Source organism: Streptomyces sp. NPDC026206 (genome assembly GCF_040638465.1).
In the GTDB taxonomy this organism is placed as follows: domain Bacteria; phylum Actinomycetota; class Actinomycetes; order Streptomycetales; family Streptomycetaceae; genus Streptomyces.
Window position 1 is genome coordinate 113,678 of record NZ_JBEZYL010000003.1, and the last position, 16,438, is coordinate 130,115.

General features: G+C 70.1%; 16 protein-coding genes, 1 tRNA gene and 1 pseudogene. 8 read left to right on the forward strand and 10 right to left on the reverse strand.

What is annotated here, in order from left to right; translation table 11 throughout:
- Window position 1: 1 nt before the first annotated feature.
- Window positions 2–658, reverse strand: a complete 657-nt coding sequence (gene grpE, locus AB0F13_RS06840; RefSeq protein ID WP_362076342.1) for a nucleotide exchange factor GrpE — start codon at window positions 656–658, stop codon at window positions 2–4.
- On the reverse strand, window positions 655–2,514 hold the full coding sequence (dnaK, locus tag AB0F13_RS06845) for a molecular chaperone DnaK (protein WP_362076345.1): 1,860 nt from the start codon (window positions 2,512–2,514) through the stop codon (window positions 655–657). Before dnaK ends, grpE begins: the two co-directional genes overlap by 4 nt.
- A 277-nt stretch (window positions 2,515–2,791) precedes the next feature.
- On the opposite strand from dnaK, the gene AB0F13_RS06850 reads away from it, so the two are divergent.
- From AB0F13_RS06850 to AB0F13_RS06865, 4 genes are all read left to right on the forward strand, one after another.
- Window positions 2,792–5,068, forward strand: coding sequence for a (Fe-S)-binding protein (locus AB0F13_RS06850; protein ID WP_362076348.1), 2,277 nt, complete (start codon window positions 2,792–2,794; stop codon window positions 5,066–5,068).
- A 118-nt stretch (window positions 5,069–5,186) separates the two neighbouring features.
- Window positions 5,187–5,744: a Uma2 family endonuclease gene (locus AB0F13_RS06855; RefSeq protein ID WP_362076351.1), complete on the forward strand. Its 558-nt coding sequence runs from the start codon at window positions 5,187–5,189 to the stop codon at window positions 5,742–5,744.
- Window positions 5,745–5,794: 50 nt separating this feature from the next.
- Window positions 5,795–6,274, forward strand: a complete 480-nt coding sequence (locus AB0F13_RS06860) for a MarR family winged helix-turn-helix transcriptional regulator (protein WP_362076354.1) — start codon at window positions 5,795–5,797, stop codon at window positions 6,272–6,274.
- 158 nt (window positions 6,275–6,432) lie between these two features.
- Entirely contained in the window at window positions 6,433–7,404 is a 972-nt protein-coding gene (locus tag AB0F13_RS06865) for a Yip1 family protein (RefSeq protein WP_362077174.1), read from the forward strand.
- A gap of 88 nt (window positions 7,405–7,492) precedes the next feature.
- Here AB0F13_RS06865 and AB0F13_RS06870 read toward each other — a convergent pair whose 3' ends face one another.
- The 3 genes from AB0F13_RS06870 to AB0F13_RS06880 form a co-directional block, all read right to left on the reverse strand.
- Complete coding sequence (locus AB0F13_RS06870; protein WP_362076357.1) at window positions 7,493–7,990, reverse strand: phosphoribosyltransferase; 498 nt, start codon at window positions 7,988–7,990, stop codon at window positions 7,493–7,495.
- A 25-nt stretch (window positions 7,991–8,015) separates the two neighbouring features.
- Entirely contained in the window at window positions 8,016–8,591 is a 576-nt protein-coding gene (gene dcd / locus AB0F13_RS06875; RefSeq protein WP_362076360.1) for a dCTP deaminase, read from the reverse strand.
- 76 nt (window positions 8,592–8,667) lie between these two features.
- Window positions 8,668–8,832 (reverse strand): hypothetical protein, encoded by a 165-nt coding sequence (locus AB0F13_RS06880; RefSeq protein WP_362076363.1) that lies wholly within the window; start codon window positions 8,830–8,832, stop codon window positions 8,668–8,670.
- Window positions 8,833–9,116: 284 nt separating this feature from the next.
- Between AB0F13_RS06880 and AB0F13_RS06885 the strand changes: the two genes are divergently transcribed.
- Both AB0F13_RS06885 and AB0F13_RS06890 read left to right on the forward strand, forming a co-directional pair.
- Window positions 9,117–9,187, forward strand: a tRNA-Gly gene (locus tag AB0F13_RS06885).
- Between the two features lie 94 nt (window positions 9,188–9,281).
- Window positions 9,282–10,070, forward strand: coding sequence for a hypothetical protein (locus tag AB0F13_RS06890; RefSeq protein WP_362076366.1), 789 nt, complete (start codon window positions 9,282–9,284; stop codon window positions 10,068–10,070).
- Between the two features lie 39 nt (window positions 10,071–10,109).
- On the opposite strand, the gene AB0F13_RS06895 is transcribed toward AB0F13_RS06890, so the two are convergent.
- Window positions 10,110–10,709: a DUF4232 domain-containing protein gene (locus AB0F13_RS06895; protein WP_362076369.1), complete on the reverse strand. Its 600-nt coding sequence runs from the start codon at window positions 10,707–10,709 to the stop codon at window positions 10,110–10,112.
- A gap of 187 nt (window positions 10,710–10,896) precedes the next feature.
- On the opposite strand from AB0F13_RS06895, the pseudogene AB0F13_RS06900 reads away from it, so the two are divergent.
- Together AB0F13_RS06900 and AB0F13_RS06905 are read left to right on the forward strand one after the other, a co-directional pair.
- Window positions 10,897–11,106: pseudogene (locus AB0F13_RS06900) on the forward strand (helix-turn-helix transcriptional regulator); the annotation flags it as partial.
- Window positions 11,107–11,400: 294 nt separating this feature from the next.
- The gene (locus AB0F13_RS06905) at window positions 11,401–12,291 is read left to right on the forward strand and encodes a hypothetical protein (RefSeq protein ID WP_362077235.1); all 891 of its coding nucleotides are present in this window, start codon (window positions 11,401–11,403) and stop codon (window positions 12,289–12,291) included.
- A 14-nt stretch (window positions 12,292–12,305) separates the two neighbouring features.
- On the opposite strand, the gene AB0F13_RS06910 is transcribed toward AB0F13_RS06905, so the two are convergent.
- Genes AB0F13_RS06910 through AB0F13_RS06925 form a run of 4 tightly spaced genes read right to left on the reverse strand, consistent with a single transcriptional unit; the run spans window position 12,306 to window position 16,415 of the window.
- On the reverse strand, window positions 12,306–13,073 hold the full coding sequence (locus AB0F13_RS06910) for an NAD-dependent epimerase/dehydratase family protein (RefSeq protein ID WP_362076372.1): 768 nt from the start codon (window positions 13,071–13,073) through the stop codon (window positions 12,306–12,308).
- Window positions 13,074–13,102: 29 nt separating this feature from the next.
- The gene (locus tag AB0F13_RS06915; RefSeq protein WP_362076375.1) at window positions 13,103–14,380 is read right to left on the reverse strand and encodes a nucleotide disphospho-sugar-binding domain-containing protein; all 1,278 of its coding nucleotides are present in this window, start codon (window positions 14,378–14,380) and stop codon (window positions 13,103–13,105) included.
- Complete coding sequence (gene rfbB, locus AB0F13_RS06920; protein ID WP_362076378.1) at window positions 14,377–15,360, reverse strand: dTDP-glucose 4,6-dehydratase; 984 nt, start codon at window positions 15,358–15,360, stop codon at window positions 14,377–14,379. Before rfbB ends, AB0F13_RS06915 begins: the two co-directional genes overlap by 4 nt.
- Window positions 15,357–16,415, reverse strand: coding sequence for a glucose-1-phosphate thymidylyltransferase (locus AB0F13_RS06925; protein ID WP_362076381.1), 1,059 nt, complete (start codon window positions 16,413–16,415; stop codon window positions 15,357–15,359). Before AB0F13_RS06925 ends, rfbB begins: the two co-directional genes overlap by 4 nt.
- Window positions 16,416–16,438 lie beyond the last annotated feature (23 nt).

The following is a 16,438-nucleotide window of genomic DNA, read 5'->3' on the forward strand; positions in this document are numbered from 1 at the left end:
GTCAGCCCTCTTCCGGGCCACCGCTCTCCTCGTCCGAGGCCTCGTCGGCCTTCGGGCTCGCGCCCGGCTGCGGCTCGGCGACCGCGACCCGCGCGGGGCGGATCGTCCGCTCGCCGATGCGATACCCCGGCTGCAGGATCTGCACGCACGTCGTCTCGGTGACGTCCGGCGCGTAGCTGTGCATCAGGGCCTCGTGCACCAGCGGGTCGAAGGGCTCGCCCTCCTTGCCGAACTGCTGCAGGCCCATCTTGGAGACGACCGTCTCCAGCGACTCGGCGACGGACTTGAAGCCGCCGACCAGCTCGCCGTGATCGCGGGCGCGACCGATGTCGTCGAGGGTGGGGAGGAGCTCGGACAGGAGGTTCGCGATGGCGATCTCCTTGACCGTGGCCCGGTCCCGCTCCACGCGGCGACGGTAGTTCTGGTACTCGGCCTGGAGCCGCTGGAGGTCCGCGGTGCGCTCGGTGAGCGCGGCCTGGGCCTGGTCCAGCTGTGCCTGGAGGCCTACCTCGACCAGCTCTTCGCCGGGCGCGGCCGGGCCGGCCGGGCCCGCCTGGTCGGCGGGTCCGGCGGCCTGCGCCGCGTCATCGGGGGCCGTGGCGTCGGAGGGGCCTTCAGGCTTCTCGTTCTCGTTGAAGCCCGGGGTCTCCTCCGTCACGCCGACGCACCGCCCTTCGGCTTCTCGTCGTCCACGATCTCGGCGTCGACGACGTCGTCCTCGGCCTTGGCCTGACCGGCACCGGCGGCAGCGCCCTCGGCACCGGCGGCGCCCTGCGCGGCCTGGGCGTCGGCGTACATGGCCTGGCCGAGCTTCTGGCTGACCGCGGCGACCTTCTCGGTCGCGGTGCGGATCTCGGCCGTGTCCTCGCCCTTGAGCTTCTCCTTCAGCTCGGCCACCGCGGTCTCGACCTCGGTCTTGACCTCGGCCGGGACCTTGTCCTCGTTGTCCTTGAGGAACTTCTCGGTCTGGTAGACGAGCTGCTCGCCCTGGTTGCGGGTCTCGGCGGCCTCGCGGCGGCGGTGGTCCTCCTCCGCGTACTGCTCGGCCTCCTGGCGCATGCGGTCGACCTCGTCCTTGGCGAGCGAAGAACCGCCGGTGACGGTCATCTTCTGCTCCTTGCCCGTGCCCAGGTCCTTCGCGGTCACGTGCATGATGCCGTTGGCGTCGATGTCGAAGGAGACCTCGATCTGCGGGACGCCACGCGGGGCCGGCGGCAGGCCGGTCAGCTCGAACATGCCGAGCTTCTTGTTGTACGCCGCGATCTCGCGCTCGCCCTGGTAGACCTGGATCTGCACGGACGGCTGGTTGTCCTCGGCCGTCGTGAAGATCTCGGAGCGCTTGGTCGGGATCGTGGTGTTGCGCTCGATCAGCTTGGTCATGATGCCGCCCTTGGTCTCGATGCCGAGGGACAGCGGGGTCACGTCGAGGAGCAGGACGTCCTTGACCTCACCCTTGAGGACACCGGCCTGGAGCGAGGCGCCGATGGCGACGACCTCGTCCGGGTTCACACCCTTGTTGGCCTCCTTGCCGCCGGTCAGCTCCTTGACGAGCTCGGCGACGGCGGGCATACGGGTGGAACCGCCGACCAGGACCACGTGGTCGATCTCGGACAGGCTGATGCCCGCGTCCTTGATGACGTTGTGGAACGGGGTCTTGCAGCGGTCGAGCAGGTCCGCGGTCAGCTGCTGGAACTGGGCGCGGGTGAGCTTCTCGTCCAGGTGCAGCGGGCCCTCGGCGGACGCCGTGATGTAGGGCAGGTTGATCGAGGTCTCGGTGGACGAGGACAGCTCGATCTTCGCCTTCTCGGCGGCCTCGCGCAGGCGCTGCAGCGCCATCTTGTCCTTGGACAGGTCCACGCCGTGGCCGTTGGCGAACTGCTTGACCAGGTAGTCGACGACGCGCTGGTCCCAGTCGTCACCACCGAGGTGGTTGTCACCGTTGGTCGCCTTGACCTCGACGACGCCGTCGCCGATCTCCAGCAGCGAGACGTCGAAGGTGCCGCCACCGAGGTCGAAGACCAGAATGGTCTGGTCGTCCTTGTCGAGGCCGTAGGCCAGGGCGGCCGCCGTCGGCTCGTTGACGATGCGCAGGACGTTCAGGCCCGCGATCTCGCCGGCCTCCTTGGTGGCCTGGCGCTCGGAGTCGTTGAAGTACGCCGGGACGGTGATGACCGCGTCGACGACCTTCTCGCCCAGGTAGGCCTCGGCATCCCGCTTGAGCTTCTGCAGGATGAAGGCGCTCATCTGCTGCGGGTTGAAGTCCTTGCCGTCGATGTTGATCTTCCAGTCAGTGCCCATGTGGCGCTTGACGGAGCGGATCGTCCGATCGACGTTGGTGACGGCCTGGCGCTTGGCGACCTCGCCGACCAGCACCTCGCCGTTCTTCGCGAAGGCGACGACGGACGGCGTGGTCCTGGCGCCCTCGGCGTTGGTGATGACGGTGGGCTCACCGCCCTCGAGAACACTGACGACGGAGTTCGTCGTACCCAGGTCGATGCCGACCGCACGTGCCATGTCGATTCCTCCAGCTGACTTGAGTGGAACAGACTCAAGAGTGCAGCACGACCGCAAACCTGTCAACGGACCTGAGTCGGGCCCACTCAACTTTTATGGCAGTCTTACAGTCAGTCGCGGTCGCACAGCGCAGAGCAAGGTTCGCCTGCGCGACACAGATCACCGACGAAGCAGGTTCATGCACCCGTGAATACTGGGTAATGTCGGCTGGGACTGGATAAGTTACTGCTTAGTAATCTGCTCTCCGCTAGCTCTCGAAGGTTCGAGGAGCCCCGCAATGCAACTCGCCGCGATCATCGTGTCGCTGGTCCTCAGCGCGGTCGGTGTTGCGCTGCTAGGCCGCGCCGTCGCACAGTTCATCCACTTCTTCCGGCTCGGCGCGCCCATTCCGGCCGGCACCCGCACGGACGAGCCCGTCCGGCGCACCGTGACGGTGGCCAAGGAGTTCCTCGGTCACACCCGCATGAACAAGTGGGGCGTCGTCGGCGTCGCCCACTGGTTCGTGGCCGTCGGCTTCTTCTCGCTGCTGCTGACCATCGTCAACGCCTTCGGCCAGCTGTTCCAGGCCGACTGGCTGATCCCCTTCATCGGCGACTGGCTGCCCTGGGAGATCTTCACCGAGTTCCTCGGCCTGATGACGACGGTCGGCATCCTCGTCCTGATCGTCATCCGGCAGCTGAGCAAGCCGGGCAAGGCGGGCCGCAAGTCCCGCTTCGCGGGTTCCAACTTCGCCCAGGCGTACTTCGTCGAGGCCGTCATCCTCATCGTCGGCATCTGCATCATGACGCTGCACGCGCTGGAGGGCGTCCAGCACGGCGTGGACGGGTTCGACCCGGGGTTCTTCGCCTCGTACCCGCTGATCCTGGCCCTGAAGGGGCTGAGCCTCGGGGCGCTGCAGAACCTCACCTACCTCTTCGCGATGATCAAGATCGCGACGTCGTTCATCTGGATGATCACGGTCTCGCTGAACATCGACATGGGCGTGGCCTGGCACCGTTTCCTCGCCTTCCCCAACATCTGGTTCAAGCGCGAGTCCAGCGGCGACGTCGCCCTGGGCGCGCTGCTGCCGATGGTCAGCGACGGCAAGCCGATCGACTTCGAGGACCCGGGCGAGGACGACCAGTTCGGCGTCTCCCAGATCGAACACTTCTCCTGGAAGGGCCTGCTCGACTTCTCCACCTGCACCGAGTGCGGCCGCTGCCAGTCGCAGTGCCCCGCCTGGAACACCGGTAAGCCGCTGTCGCCGAAGCTGCTCATCATGGCGCTGCGCGACCACTCCCACGCCAAGGCGCCGTACCTGCTCGCGGGCGGCGGCAAGGACGCGGAGGGCAACGAGAAGGCGTCCGAGGCGGCCCTGAAGGACGTTCCCGCCGCGGCCCTCGCCGAGGCCGAGCGGCCGCTGATCGGCACGCTGGAGGAGAACGGCGTCATCGACCCGGACGTGCTGTGGTCGTGCACCACCTGCGGTGCGTGCGTCGAGCAGTGCCCGGTCGACATCGAGCACGTCGACCACATCGTCGACATGCGCCGCTACCAGGTGATGATCGAGAGCTCCTTCCCGTCCGAGGCGGGCACGATGCTCAAGAACCTGGAGAAGAAGGGCAACCCCTGGGGCCTGGCGAAGAAGCAGCGCCTGCAGTGGACCAAGGAGGTCGACTTCGAGGTCCCGGTCGTCGGCAAGGACATCGAGGACCTCACCGAGGTCGAGTACCTCTACTGGGTCGGCTGCGCCGGCGCCCTGGAGGACCGCGCCAAGAAGACCACGAAGGCGTTCGCGGAGCTGCTGCACATGGCGGGCGTGAAGTTCGCCATCATGGGCGGTGACGAGAACTGCACCGGTGACTCGGCCCGCCGCCTGGGCAACGAGTTCCTCTTCCAGCAGCTGGGCCAGCAGAACGTCGAGATGCTGAACATGGCGTTCGGTGAGGACGCGGAGGAAGGGGTGAAGGTCGAGAAGGCGAAGAAGAAGATCGTCGCGACCTGCCCGCACTGCTTCAACACCATCGCCAACGAGTACCCGCAGCTCGGCGGCGAGTACGAGGTCATCCACCACACGCAGCTGCTGCAGCACCTCGTCGACGAGGGCAAGCTCGTCCCCGTCACCCCGGTCGAGGGTCTGATCACCTATCACGACCCCTGCTACCTGGGCCGCCACAACAAGGTCTACACGCCGCCGCGCGAGATCATCGCCAAGGTGCCGGGCCTGCGCAACGAGGAGATGCACCGCCACAAGGAGCGCGGCTTCTGCTGTGGCGCCGGTGGCGCGCGCATGTGGATGGAAGAGCGCGTCGGCAAGCGCATCAACAACGAGCGCGTGGACGAGGCGCTGTCCCTCAACCCGGACATCGTCTCCACCGCCTGCCCCTTCTGCCTCGTCATGCTGACCGACTCGGTCAACGGCAAGAAGAACGAGGGCAAGGCCAAGGAGTCCATCCAGGTCGTCGACGTCGCCCAGCTGCTGCTGGAGTCCGTCAAGGTCCCGGCCGCGCCGGAGGGCGACGGCGACGGCGAGCAGGCGGACGCGCCGCAGCCCGACCCGGAACCGGTGAAGTAGGCGTTCGTACGCGTACGCACGGCCGGGCCCCGCGACCTTTCGCGGGGCCCGGCCGTTGTCATGAAGGCGTGGGACCGCCACGCGACGCGTTCATGCCTCTGCTGGAGATGTCATGCCGATGGACTACGTCCGCCTTCGCGCCTTCGCCGAGAAAGCGGGCGCGCTGCCCGAAGCAGGGAAGGTCGAGATCTCCGGCACCACGATCTCCATGAAGATGTCATTCCCCGGGCCTCACCAGCACATCGCGTTCTGCCTCTGCCGTCAGTTGGACCAGCAGGTCGAGGAGGGCATGGCGGTCCACCCGGGCGGTGCGGTCGAAGACCCCTCGCTCGGGATCCTCCGTTGTCCGGACCTTGTCGTACTCCCTGAAGCGGCCATGGACACGCCGCACGGTTGGAATCCGCGGGACCTGGCGCTGGTCAGCGAAATCGTCTTCCCTGTCGACCACATCGACGACTACGCACCGCGGATGCGCGAGTACGCGGCCATGGGCATCCCGCTGTACCTGCTGATCGACCCGCGCAAGGGGACCGTGGCAGTCATGTCCGATCCCCAGGGCATTGACAGCGATGGCCGACGCAGCTACCGCGCCCGCCACGATTACGTCTTCGGCGACAAGGTCTCCGTCGGAGAGTGGACCGTCGACACCTCCGAATTCCCCCGCTACCACTCGTGACCCCCAACACACTTGATCTCAACCATGCTTGAGGTCCTACCGTCGTTCCCATGACGACGACGAAGCTGGAAATCCCGAACCCCGACACCGCCAACCTCGCCGGTCAGCCCATCGGCTACTGGAGCTGGGCTGCCAACAAGGCCGTCATCCGGCACATCCGCTCGGCGATGGCGCGGGTCGACATCACGCAGCCCCAGTGGTGGATCCTCAACCGCGTCGACGCCGCCCCGGACGGCATGACCCGCCAGGAGTTGAGGGACCTGCTCGCCCCGAACCTCGACGAGGGCACCGACGGGATCGACCTTGCGCTCGACTCCGCTGTCGTCCGCGGCTGGGTGACGGGCACGGACGGCGGCCGCTTCCTGCTGACCGGCGCCGGCCGCGAGGCCAAGGAGCGGACCATGGAGGTCGTCGTCCGGGTGCGCGGGGAAATCCACGCCGGCGTCACGGACGAGGAGTACGCCACCGTGGTCCGAGTGCTGCAGCGGATGGTCGAGAACACCGGAGGCGTCAAGGCTCTCGCCCGTTAGCGGGAGCGCATCGCTCAAACGTCCGCTCGGCCCGCTCCGACCCTGGGCTTTCCCCTAAGGGATGTCACAGCTCGGCCGCAATGACAGGTCCGTTCACCCGGGCCCGGCGCCGGGACCTCGCCGGAGCGGGTACGTTCGAAGGCGTGGCTGGATTCAGGATGGGACGCGGGCGGGACCCTCACGGTGCCGACCCCGCGCGGCAAGGACAACAGCAGGTTCCGTACGGCGGCCAGGGCGCGCCCGGGCAGCCCGGCATGCCCGGCGGCCCCGGCGGCGGTTACGGCGGCGGGCAGCAGCAGTGGCAGCAGCCGGGCGGCTACGACGAGCCGGAGTACTTCGGCGGCGGGCAACCCCAGCCACCGCAGCCGCCCCAGCCCCAGCCGGGCTATGGGCAGCAGCAGTACGGCGGCCGGGCGGGCGCCCAGGACCCGTACTACGGGCGGACCGCCGACAACCCCGGTCACACGCAGCAGTTCAGCCTCGGCGACGCCCCGGACGCGTACGGCTCGTACGACGACGGCCACGGCGGCCACGACGGCCACGGCGGCGGCTCGTACGGCGACGGTCCGGCGCCCGCGCCGCCCGCCGGGCCGCGGCTGCACTGGAAGGACCTGCTGACCGGCATCGTGCTGCGCCCCTCGGCCACCTTCTGGCGGATGCGGGACCACCAGATGTGGGCGCCCGCGCTGATCGTCACCTTCGTCTACGGCATGCTCGCCGTCTTCGGCTTCGACAAGGCCCGCGCGGACGTCCTGAACGCCTCGCTGGCCAACAGCCTGCCCTCGGTGCTGGTCACCGGCGTCGCCATGGTGATCGCCGGGCTGATCCTCGGCGCGGTCACCCACACCCTGGCCCGGCAGCTCGGCGGCGACGGCATATGGCAGCCGACGGTCGGCCTGTCGATGCTGATCATGTCCCTCACGGACGCGCCCCGGCTGCTGTTCGCGATGTTCCTGGGCGGCGACAACACCCTCGTCCAGGTGCTGGGCTGGGCCACCTGGCTCGCGGGCGGCGCGCTCCTGACGTCGATGGTGAGCAAGTCGCACGACCTGCCGTGGCCGAAGGCGCTCGGCGCCTCCGCGATCCAGCTGGTCGCGCTGCTGTCGCTGATCAAGCTGGGCACGCTCTAGTCACACGGAAGGGCCCGTTTAGATCCTCATCGAGGTCTAAACGGGCCCTTCCGTGTGTTGTACGTGGTGTTGTACGTGCCCCGGGGAGCTACGCGTCGAGGATCTGGCCCTCACGGCGCACCACCGGCGGCTCGACGGACCACGGGAAGTTGATCCACTCGTCGGTCTTCTTCCACACGTACTCGCACTTCACGAGCGAGTGGCTCTTCTCGTAGATCACGGCACTGCGCACCTCGGCGACGTGGTCGAGGCAGAAGTCGTGGACGAGCTTGAGCGTCTTGCCGGTGTCCGCGACGTCGTCGGCGATGAGGACCTTCTTGTTGGAGAAGTCGATCGCGTTCGGGACGGGGGACAGCATCACCGGCATCTCGAGGGTGGTGCCGACACCGGTGTAGAACTCGACGTTCACCAGGTGGATGTTCTTGCAGTCCAGCGCGTAGGCGAGGCCGCCCGCGACGAAGACGCCACCGCGCGCGATGGACAGGATGATGTCCGGCTCGTAGCCGTCGTCCGCGATGGTCTGCGCCAGCTCACGGATCGCCTGCCCGAAGATCGGGTAGGTCAGGTTCTCGCGGATGTCACTCACTGTTGCTCTTCGCCTTTTGCTCTGCTCAGACCTGCGTGCGGTGGAAATTCTGGAAGGAACGCGAGGGCGTCGGCCCGCGCTGTCCCTGGTAGCGGGAGCCGTGCTTGGCGGACCCGTAGGGATGCTCGACGGGGGAGGTCAGCCGGAACATGCACAGCTGGCCGATCTTCATCCCCGGCCACAGCTTGATCGGCAGCGTGGCCATGTTCGACAGCTCCAGCGTCACGTGCCCGGAGAAGCCCGGGTCGATGAAACCGGCCGTCGAGTGCGTCAGCAGGCCGAGCCGACCGAGGCTGGACTTGCCCTCCAGGCGCGAGGCGACGTCGTCGGGGAGCGTGATCACCTCGTACGTCGAGGCCAGCACGAACTCGCCCGGGTGCAGGATGAACGCCTCCTCGCCCTCCGGCACCACCTCGCGGGTGAGATCCGCCTGCTCGACGGCAGGGTCGATGTGCGGGTACCGGTGGTTCTCGAACACCCGGAAGTAGCGGTCGAGCCGCACGTCGATGCTCGACGGCTGCACCATCGATTCGTCGAATGGGTCGATCCGTACACGGCCGGCGTCGATCTCGGCCCGGATGTCCTTGTCTGAGAGAAGCACGCGTCGAGGATACGCGGAGAAGGCGGACAACCTGACAACGCGGGCCCGGCCCGCACGGACCGGGCCCGCGCCGGGCTCACCGCTTCTCGGCCGCCACCGGCACGGAATGCCGCAGCCGGGCGCAGCGCGGGCAGCGCAGCAGCCGCCCGGGGCCGATCCGGCCGGGTCCGAGGTTCTGCATCGGGAACGAAGCGGTGCTGAACACGTGCCCTTCGGCACAACGAACGACGGTGCGCTCCATCGAGCTCCCTTTCCCCATGGCGGTACTGCGTGCGTACCTCCGGCACAACATCAAAGACAAAAGCCACATTAGGGGATGTATCCGGGCGGCTTTAACGCGGCACCCCGACAGCCCCCGCCGATTGCCGCGACCCCACGGTACGCCCCAACTCCCGCACCCCACGCCCCCGTCCCCCTGCCCCTCACACCCCCCTCACACGAGAAGAAGGCCACCACGGCACGTACACCGGGAGCCTTCGATGGGGTAGAGTGTGCGACGATGCGACGCCCTGACGGGCACCTCGCGCGGGCGTAGTTTAATGGTAGAACATGAGCTTCCCAAGCTCAGAGCGCGAGTTCGATTCTCGTCGCCCGCTCTTTCAAGAACCCCCAGGTCGTGGGCCTGGGGGTTTGTGCGTCTTCACGGGTCCTGCATCATGCGCACGCAACACCCGAGGATCATGACCGGCAATGCCCAGTAGTTCTCCGCCAGCCGCCTCTCACCCCCGGCGCCCGCCGGGGGCGGCGTCCGCCGCTCGTGACTGGTCCCTGGTCGCCGCCGCGTTCCTGCTCGCCTTCGGGCTGACGAGCGCCGTCGCCGTTCAGATCCTGCTGACCGGACACATCGATCTCCCCGACTGGGCCGTGCGGTACCTCCCCGGCATGAAAGCCGGCTTCCTGGTCGCCGCGGCCGCGATGCTGATCGCCCACCGGTGGCTCGGTTACAGCGCCGGCGACCTGGGCCTGGCGGCACGACCGCGCGCCCGGTTCCCGTACGGCGGGCCGGGCGCCGCAGCGGTGGCCTACCTCGGCATGTGGACCGGCTTCGAGGCGATGCGGCTCTTCCCGTCACCGGGCTACGTCCCCACCGGCCGCACGGACGCCGGCGAGCAGCTGCTGGCCAACCTCCACAGCGCCCTCGTCGAGGAGACCCTCCTGCTCGCCCTGCCCATGGCGGTGATGACGCGGCTGCGCCGGCCCTGGCAGGAGCAGCTCGCAGTACTGGTCGTGTTGCGCGTCCCCTTCCACCTCTATTACGGCTACGGTGCGCTCGCCCTCTGCCTGATCTGGATGGGCGGATACGTCCTCGTCTACCGGCGCATCCAGCTCGTATGGCCCTTCATGCTGGCCCACTTCGCCTACAACTCGGCCCACGCCGACTACCTGCCGCCCGGGCTGAGGCCCCTGCTCGGCCTGGTCTTCTGGCTCGGCGGCATCGTCGCCCTCGCCGTCCTGGCCAAGCAGGCCCGGACCCGGTGACCGGGCCCGGCAGCCAGGTCCGGGTGAGGCGGCGGCATGTCAGGACAGGGCGGCCCCGGGCGTGGTCAGCCAGCGCGTGACGCGCAGGGAGTCGTCGACGTGCACGTCCCTGGTCCGGAGGGCGGTCCCGGCCGTCGTGTCGCTGCCCTGAAGGCCGATCTCCAGGCGCTGTGCCGTGTAGCCCTCGCCGCCGCTGCCGTCGCCCGCGGACAGGACCACGCCCGCGTAGCCCTTCTCGCCGGGCGGGAGCGAGATGACCGCCTGCGGCCCGGTGTCCGCTCCCGCCGGGGGCACGGACCGGACGCCGTCGAACGTGAGGAGGGGGTAGCCCTTCAGGTCGCACGGCTTCGAGCCCGTATTGGTGATCGTGAGCAGCATGTGGCGGTGCGGGCCGGAGACCGGTGCGGCGACGACCTCGGTGTCGGCGGCGGTGCAGGTGCTCATGCTGCGCACTTCCCTCGCGCCCTGGGGCGTGGAGCCGGCCGGCCCGTCGTGCTCCTGGGACTCCTCCTGCTCGGGCAGGGGCAGGGCGGCACCTTCCGCGCGGACTCCGCCTGCGTTGGAGCACGCCGTCAGAGCGAGTGCGGCGATCGCGAAGGAGACGGCCAGCAGACGGGGTTGGCGGGTGGCGGCGCACATGACCGTTCTCGTTCCTCACGGGTGGGCAGCGGAGTGCCGCTCGACCGGATCGGGGAACGGCGTGCTTGGATGGCGAAAGCTTGTGCGGTGCCCTGTGCCGGGCGCCAGCGTGGCCGGCCAATCCGGGACGCCGGAACGTTTGCACCGGCTCTGACCTGGGGGAATCGCTGTTCCCTGGAACGGGGACATGGGATGGAGGGGTGGCGTGGGGGCGGGCGGTCTCGCTGAGTTGCTGCGGTCGCTGAAGGAGCGGTCGGGGCTGAGTTATGGAGCACTGGCCAAGCGACTGCACGTCAGTACGTCGACGCTGCACCGCTATTGCAATGGGTCTGCCGTGCCCACGGAGTTCGCTCCGGTCGAGCGGTTGGCGCGCCTGTGCCGGGCCACGCCGCAGGAATTGATGGAGGTCCACCGGCGGTGGATCGTCGCGGACGCTACGCGCGGCCGTAAGCAGCAGTCAGAGCCACAGCCACAGGTGCAACCGCAGGCGGAAGCGGAAGCACAGCCACCGGCACCTGCACCTGCACCTGCACCTGCGCAGGAAGAGGCCGGCGAAGCTCCTGCCGACTCCGCTCAGCCGGAACCCCCGGCGCCCCCGGAGAGGGTGGCTGCGCCGGGCCATCGGCCACAGCGAGGACGGCCGCACCGGAAGGTTCTGCGCGCCGCCCTCTCTGCCGTTGCCGCCGTCACCGTGCTCGGCTCCGCCGCGCTCGCCGCCGGTCTCCTCGACGGGGACCCCGGCGAGGACAGGACGGGGCGGCCCGTGGGAGCCGCGTCTTCCGCGACGGCGTCCGCTGCCGGGAAGGCGCGTACGGGCGGGAGCCCGGCCGCCACACCGCCCTCGCCCCGGGAGGAGAAGCCCGAGGCCAAGGAGGACAGAGGGGGCGAAGAGGGGGAGAGCGGCGAACCCGACGCCTCCGCGGCACCGGGCGGCACCGCGACGCCCCCCGCGCACACGCCGGACCGCGAGGGCAAGGGCGGCGTTCCGCTGACCGCGCACGTCCGGCCGTACGCCTTCGAAGACCCGTGCTCTCAGCACTACCTGGTCGACCGGGCCCCCCATGACGTCACACCGCCCCCCATGGAGCAGGACGCGCCCGCCTGGGTGTCCGCGCTCGGAGGCGTCGCGGCCGGCGAGCAGTTCATCGAGATCACCCTGCAGGGCACCGGCAAGGACACCGTCGTCCTCGAAGGACTGACCGTCCGGGTGCAGGGCACGAAGGCACCGCTCGCCTGGAACGCCTACGCCATGGGCGTCGGATGCGGCGGTGACGTGTCGACGAAGTCCTTCGGCGTCGACCTCGACTCCGCGCGGCCCGTCGTCACGCCCGGGGCCGGGCAGCGCGACTTCCCGTACAAGGTGAGCGAGAGCGACCCCGAGGTCTTCTACGTCAAGGCCGATGCCAGGCAGCACGACGTGAAGTGGTACCTGGAACTGCAGTGGTCCAGCGGCGGCCGGCGCGGAGTCCTGCGCCTGGACGACCGGGGCAGGCCCTTCCGCACCAGTGGCGCCGAGGCCAGGCCCACCTACCAGCAGCCGCTGGGCCCGACGCGGGGGTGGGAACCGGTCCCCCGGGGCTGAGCCCCCGCCCCGCGTCACACCGCCGAAGGCGCGGCGCGGTGGCCCGTGAAGGCGTCCAGGACGCGGCGGTAGTAGGCGGGGCCGAAGCCGAGGAGGGTCGTCTCCGGGAGCAGGCAGTGCAGCTTCGCGGTGGAGATCGCGAAGCCGGCCGTGGCGTGGCCGGGGGCGTCGTGGTACTCGCGGTGGGCCGTCAGGCCCAGGTTCCGCTCCAGGTGGTCGACGACGGCGGTCACCGGGACCGCCGTGCCGGAGGCCACGTTGACGGTCTGGCCGCGCAGGCCCAGCGCCAGGAGGCGGTCGACGAGTGTGACGACCTCGGCGACGCCGATCAGGTCCCGCGCGGCTCCCCGGTGGATGGCCACCGTGCCTTCGCGCAGCTGCCGCACCAGTCCCGGCAGCAGCTGGTGCGGCGGCTGGCCGGGGCCCACGACGTGGGAGAGCCGCAGCACCAGGTGGTCCGCCCCGCTGTCGCGCAACCGCTCCTCCAGGGCCAGCTTGTGCGCCCCGTACGGGGTGCAGGGCACGACGGGACGGTCCTCGGTTCCCGGGCCGTCGCCGGCCCCGTACATGCCGGTGGAGGCGGTGGAGAAGAACAGCAGCCGCCGCCCGGTGGCCCTGCAGCGGGCGGCCACCTCGCCGAGCAGGGCGGCCTCCCGCGCGAACGCCTCGGGGGACGTGCCGCTCGCCGAGGACACCCCGGCGGCCAGGACCACCGTGTCGGGGTGCGCGTCGGCGAGCGGCCGCAAGTTCCGGGCCAGGAAGCCGTTTCCCACAATGTCCATGCCGAGTTCCCGTCGAAGAGCGTGTGACGTCAGTTCGTGACGAGCGTGGCGCCCGCGGCGAGCTCCTCCAGAGCGGTGACCAGCGCGACGGGGCCGGGCTGCGCCTCCATCTCCTGCCGCAGCCGGGCCGCGGCCTCCCGGTGCCCGGCGTCGCCCAGCAGCCCGGACACGGCGGCGCGGATGGCCCCGGCGTCCGCGGTCGCGTTGTGCACGGCGAGCGCGGCACCCGTCCCGGCGATCCGGTCGGACATGATCTCCTGGTCCCAGCCGTTGGGCAGGATCAGCTGCGGGATGCCGGCGGCCAGAGCGGTCATCGCGCTGCCGGCGCCACCGTGGTGGATCACCAGGTCGCAGTCGGGCAGCAGCAGGTGCAGCGGTACGTTCTCCAGCACCCGCATGCCGGCGGGCAGTTCACCGGCACGCTGCCGGTCGGCGGCGGTCAGCGTCAGGACGACGTCCACGTCGAGGCCGGCCAGCGCCTCGGCCACCTTCGGCACCGCGAACGACACCGGCCCGAAGGTCCGGGTCGCCGAGGTGCTCCACACCACGCCGACCCGTGGCCGCCGCTGCGCCGCGCGCGGCTCCGGCCGCCACGGCGGCACGGCACCGGAGCCGTTGTACGGCACGTGCCGCACCGGGTAGTGGTGGACGGGCAGCGGCGCGGACACCGCCGGCGGGCAGGGGTTGATCATGTGCTCGTACGTGCCGGGCGACAGCTCGCCCAGGCCGTGGCGGGCGAAGGCCTGGCTGAAGTCGATGGGCAGGAAGGGCCTGGCCTCTCCCCCGTCGTGCGGCCCGACCGGCCCCCACAGGTGCAGCAGGGCCGGTACGCCCAGCACCTTGCCGGTCAGCGGTCCTTCCACGCTCATCAGGTCGTGCACCACCACCTGGGGCTGCCACCAGCGGGCGAACTCCACCGCGGCGTCCGAGCCGCGCCGGGCGAGCTCCGCCAGCCGCATCCAGTTCTCCTGGAACCAGCCCATGGCGTCGAAGTCGTCCGCCGGGCCGAGCGGCACGCCCGTGACCGGGTGCGGCGGCGGCTCGGCGAAGCGCCACTGGCCGCGCTGCGCCTGCATGCAGTTCAGGGCGCGCAGCATCACCTCTTCGCGCTCCGCCTCCAGGACGGGCACCGGCGTGAGACCGGCGCGCGAGACCGGATCGGCCTGGGCCGGCGAGCAGACCACCCGGACCTCGTGGCCGGACGCCCTCAGCGCCCAGCCGAGGGGGACCATGGACGACCAGTTGCTGGGCGAGTGGGACACGACGAACAGCACGCGCATCGCGGCCTGGGGGCATACCGGACTCATGACCGGCCCTCCTTCGGGTATTTGGCGGCCTTCCACCAGTGGGGGTTGTCGCGGTACCAGTCGACGGTCGAGGCCAGGCCTTCCTCGAAGCCGATGCGCGGCTCGTAGCCGAGCTCCTCGCGGAGCTTGCCGCCGTCGAGGGCGTAGCGCAGGTCGTGGCCCTTGCGGTCGGCGACCTTGCGCACCATGCGGGCGTCGGCGCCGCACAGTTGCAGCAGCCGCTCGGTGACGGCCGCGTTGGTGCGTTCGGTGCCGCCGCCGACGTTGTAGACCTCGCCCGCCCGGCCGCGGGTGAGCACGAGGTGGACGGCCGCGCAGTGGTCGTCCACATGGGTCCACTCGCGCCGGTGGGAGCCGTCGCCGTAGAGGGGCACCGGCTCACCTTCCAGAAGGTTGGTGACGAAGAGCGGTATCAGCTTCTCGGGGTGCTGGTAGGGGCCGTAGTTGTTGGAGCAGCGGGTGACCGACACATCCAGGCCGTGGGTGCGGTGGCAGGCGAGGGCGATCAGGTCGGACGCCGCCTTGGAGGCCGCGTACGGGCTGTTCGGCCGCAGCGGCCACTCCTCCGTCCAGGCTCCCTCGTCGATGGAGCCGTACACCTCGTCGGTGGAGATGTGCACGACCCGTTCGACGCCGCTGTGCCGGCAGGCGTCGAGGAGGACCTGGGTGCCGTAGGCGTTGGTGCGGACGAAGTCGGGGGCGGCGTCCAGGGCGCGGTCGACGTGGGACTCGGCGGCGAAGTGGACGACGGCGTCGTGGCCCGGCAGCAGGCCGAGCAGGAGCGGCAGGTCGCAGATGTCGCCGTGGACGAAGTCCAGGCGGGGGTCGGCGTCCGGGAGGCTGGCGCGGTGTCCGGCGTAGGTGAGCTTGTCGAGAACGGTCACCCGTACCCCGCCGGCGACCGGCAGGCGGCCCTGAAGGAGCCCGTGGACGTACCGGGAGCCGATGAAGCCCGCGCCGCCGGTGACCAGCAGCCTCATGCGGCCACCTCTATCCGGGTGTGGTCCCCCACGACCAGCCGGTGGTGGGTGGTGGCGCTGTCGACGTCGGCGGAGCGGCCGATGACCGAGCCGCGCACCCCGCGGACGCGGCACACGGACGCGCCGTCCAGGACGATGGAGTCCGCCAAGTCGGTGGCGCGCAGCACGCAGTCGTCGCCGATGGAGGTGTGCGGACCGACGCGGCTGTCCTCGACGAGGGTGCCCGCGCCGATGACGGCGGGCCCCTCGATGCGCGAGCGCACCACGCGTGCCCCGGCCTCGACCACGACCGGGCCGGTGATCTCGCTGGCGCCGTCGACCTGTCCGGTCACCGAGCGCCGCAGGCCGCGCAGCAGCTCGCGGTTGCATTCGAGGACGTCCTCGATGCGGCCGGTGTCCATCCAGTAACCGGTGTACTCCACGGCCCTGATGTCGTCGCCCCGCTCGACCATCCACTGGATGGCGTCGGTGATCTCCAGCTCGCCGCGTGCGCTGGGGCCGATGGCGGCGACGGCCTCGTGGATGGCGGGCGTGAAGAAGTACACGCCGACCATCGCCAGGTCGGTGAGCGGGTGTGCGGGCTTCTCCACCAGCCGCAGCACCGTGCCGTCCGCGGCGACCTCGGCGACGCCGCAGGCGGAGGGGTCGGGCACCTTGTGGACCACCACCTGGGCGGCGGGGCGGGTGGTGCGGAAGCGGTCGGCGAGGCCCTGGACGCCCTCGGGGAGCATGTTGTCGCCGAGGTACATCACGAAGTCGTCGTCGCCGAGGAAGTCACGGGCGAGGCGGACGCAGTGGGCCAGGCCCAGCGGCTCGTCCTGCGGCAGGTACGTCAGGCGGACGCCGTGCGCCGAACCGTCGCCCAGCGCCGCCGAGATCGCCCGCAGCTGCGTGCCGACGACCACACCGACCTCGGTGATGCCCAGGTCCCGGATGTTGCCCAGTACGTGTTCGAGCACGGGCTTGTTGGCGATCGGGATGAGCTGTTTGGGCATCGAGTGGCTGATTGGTCGCAGGCGGGTGCCGGTCCCACCGGAGAGCACGAGAGCCTTCATGGCAATTCCTTACGAGCTCGGAC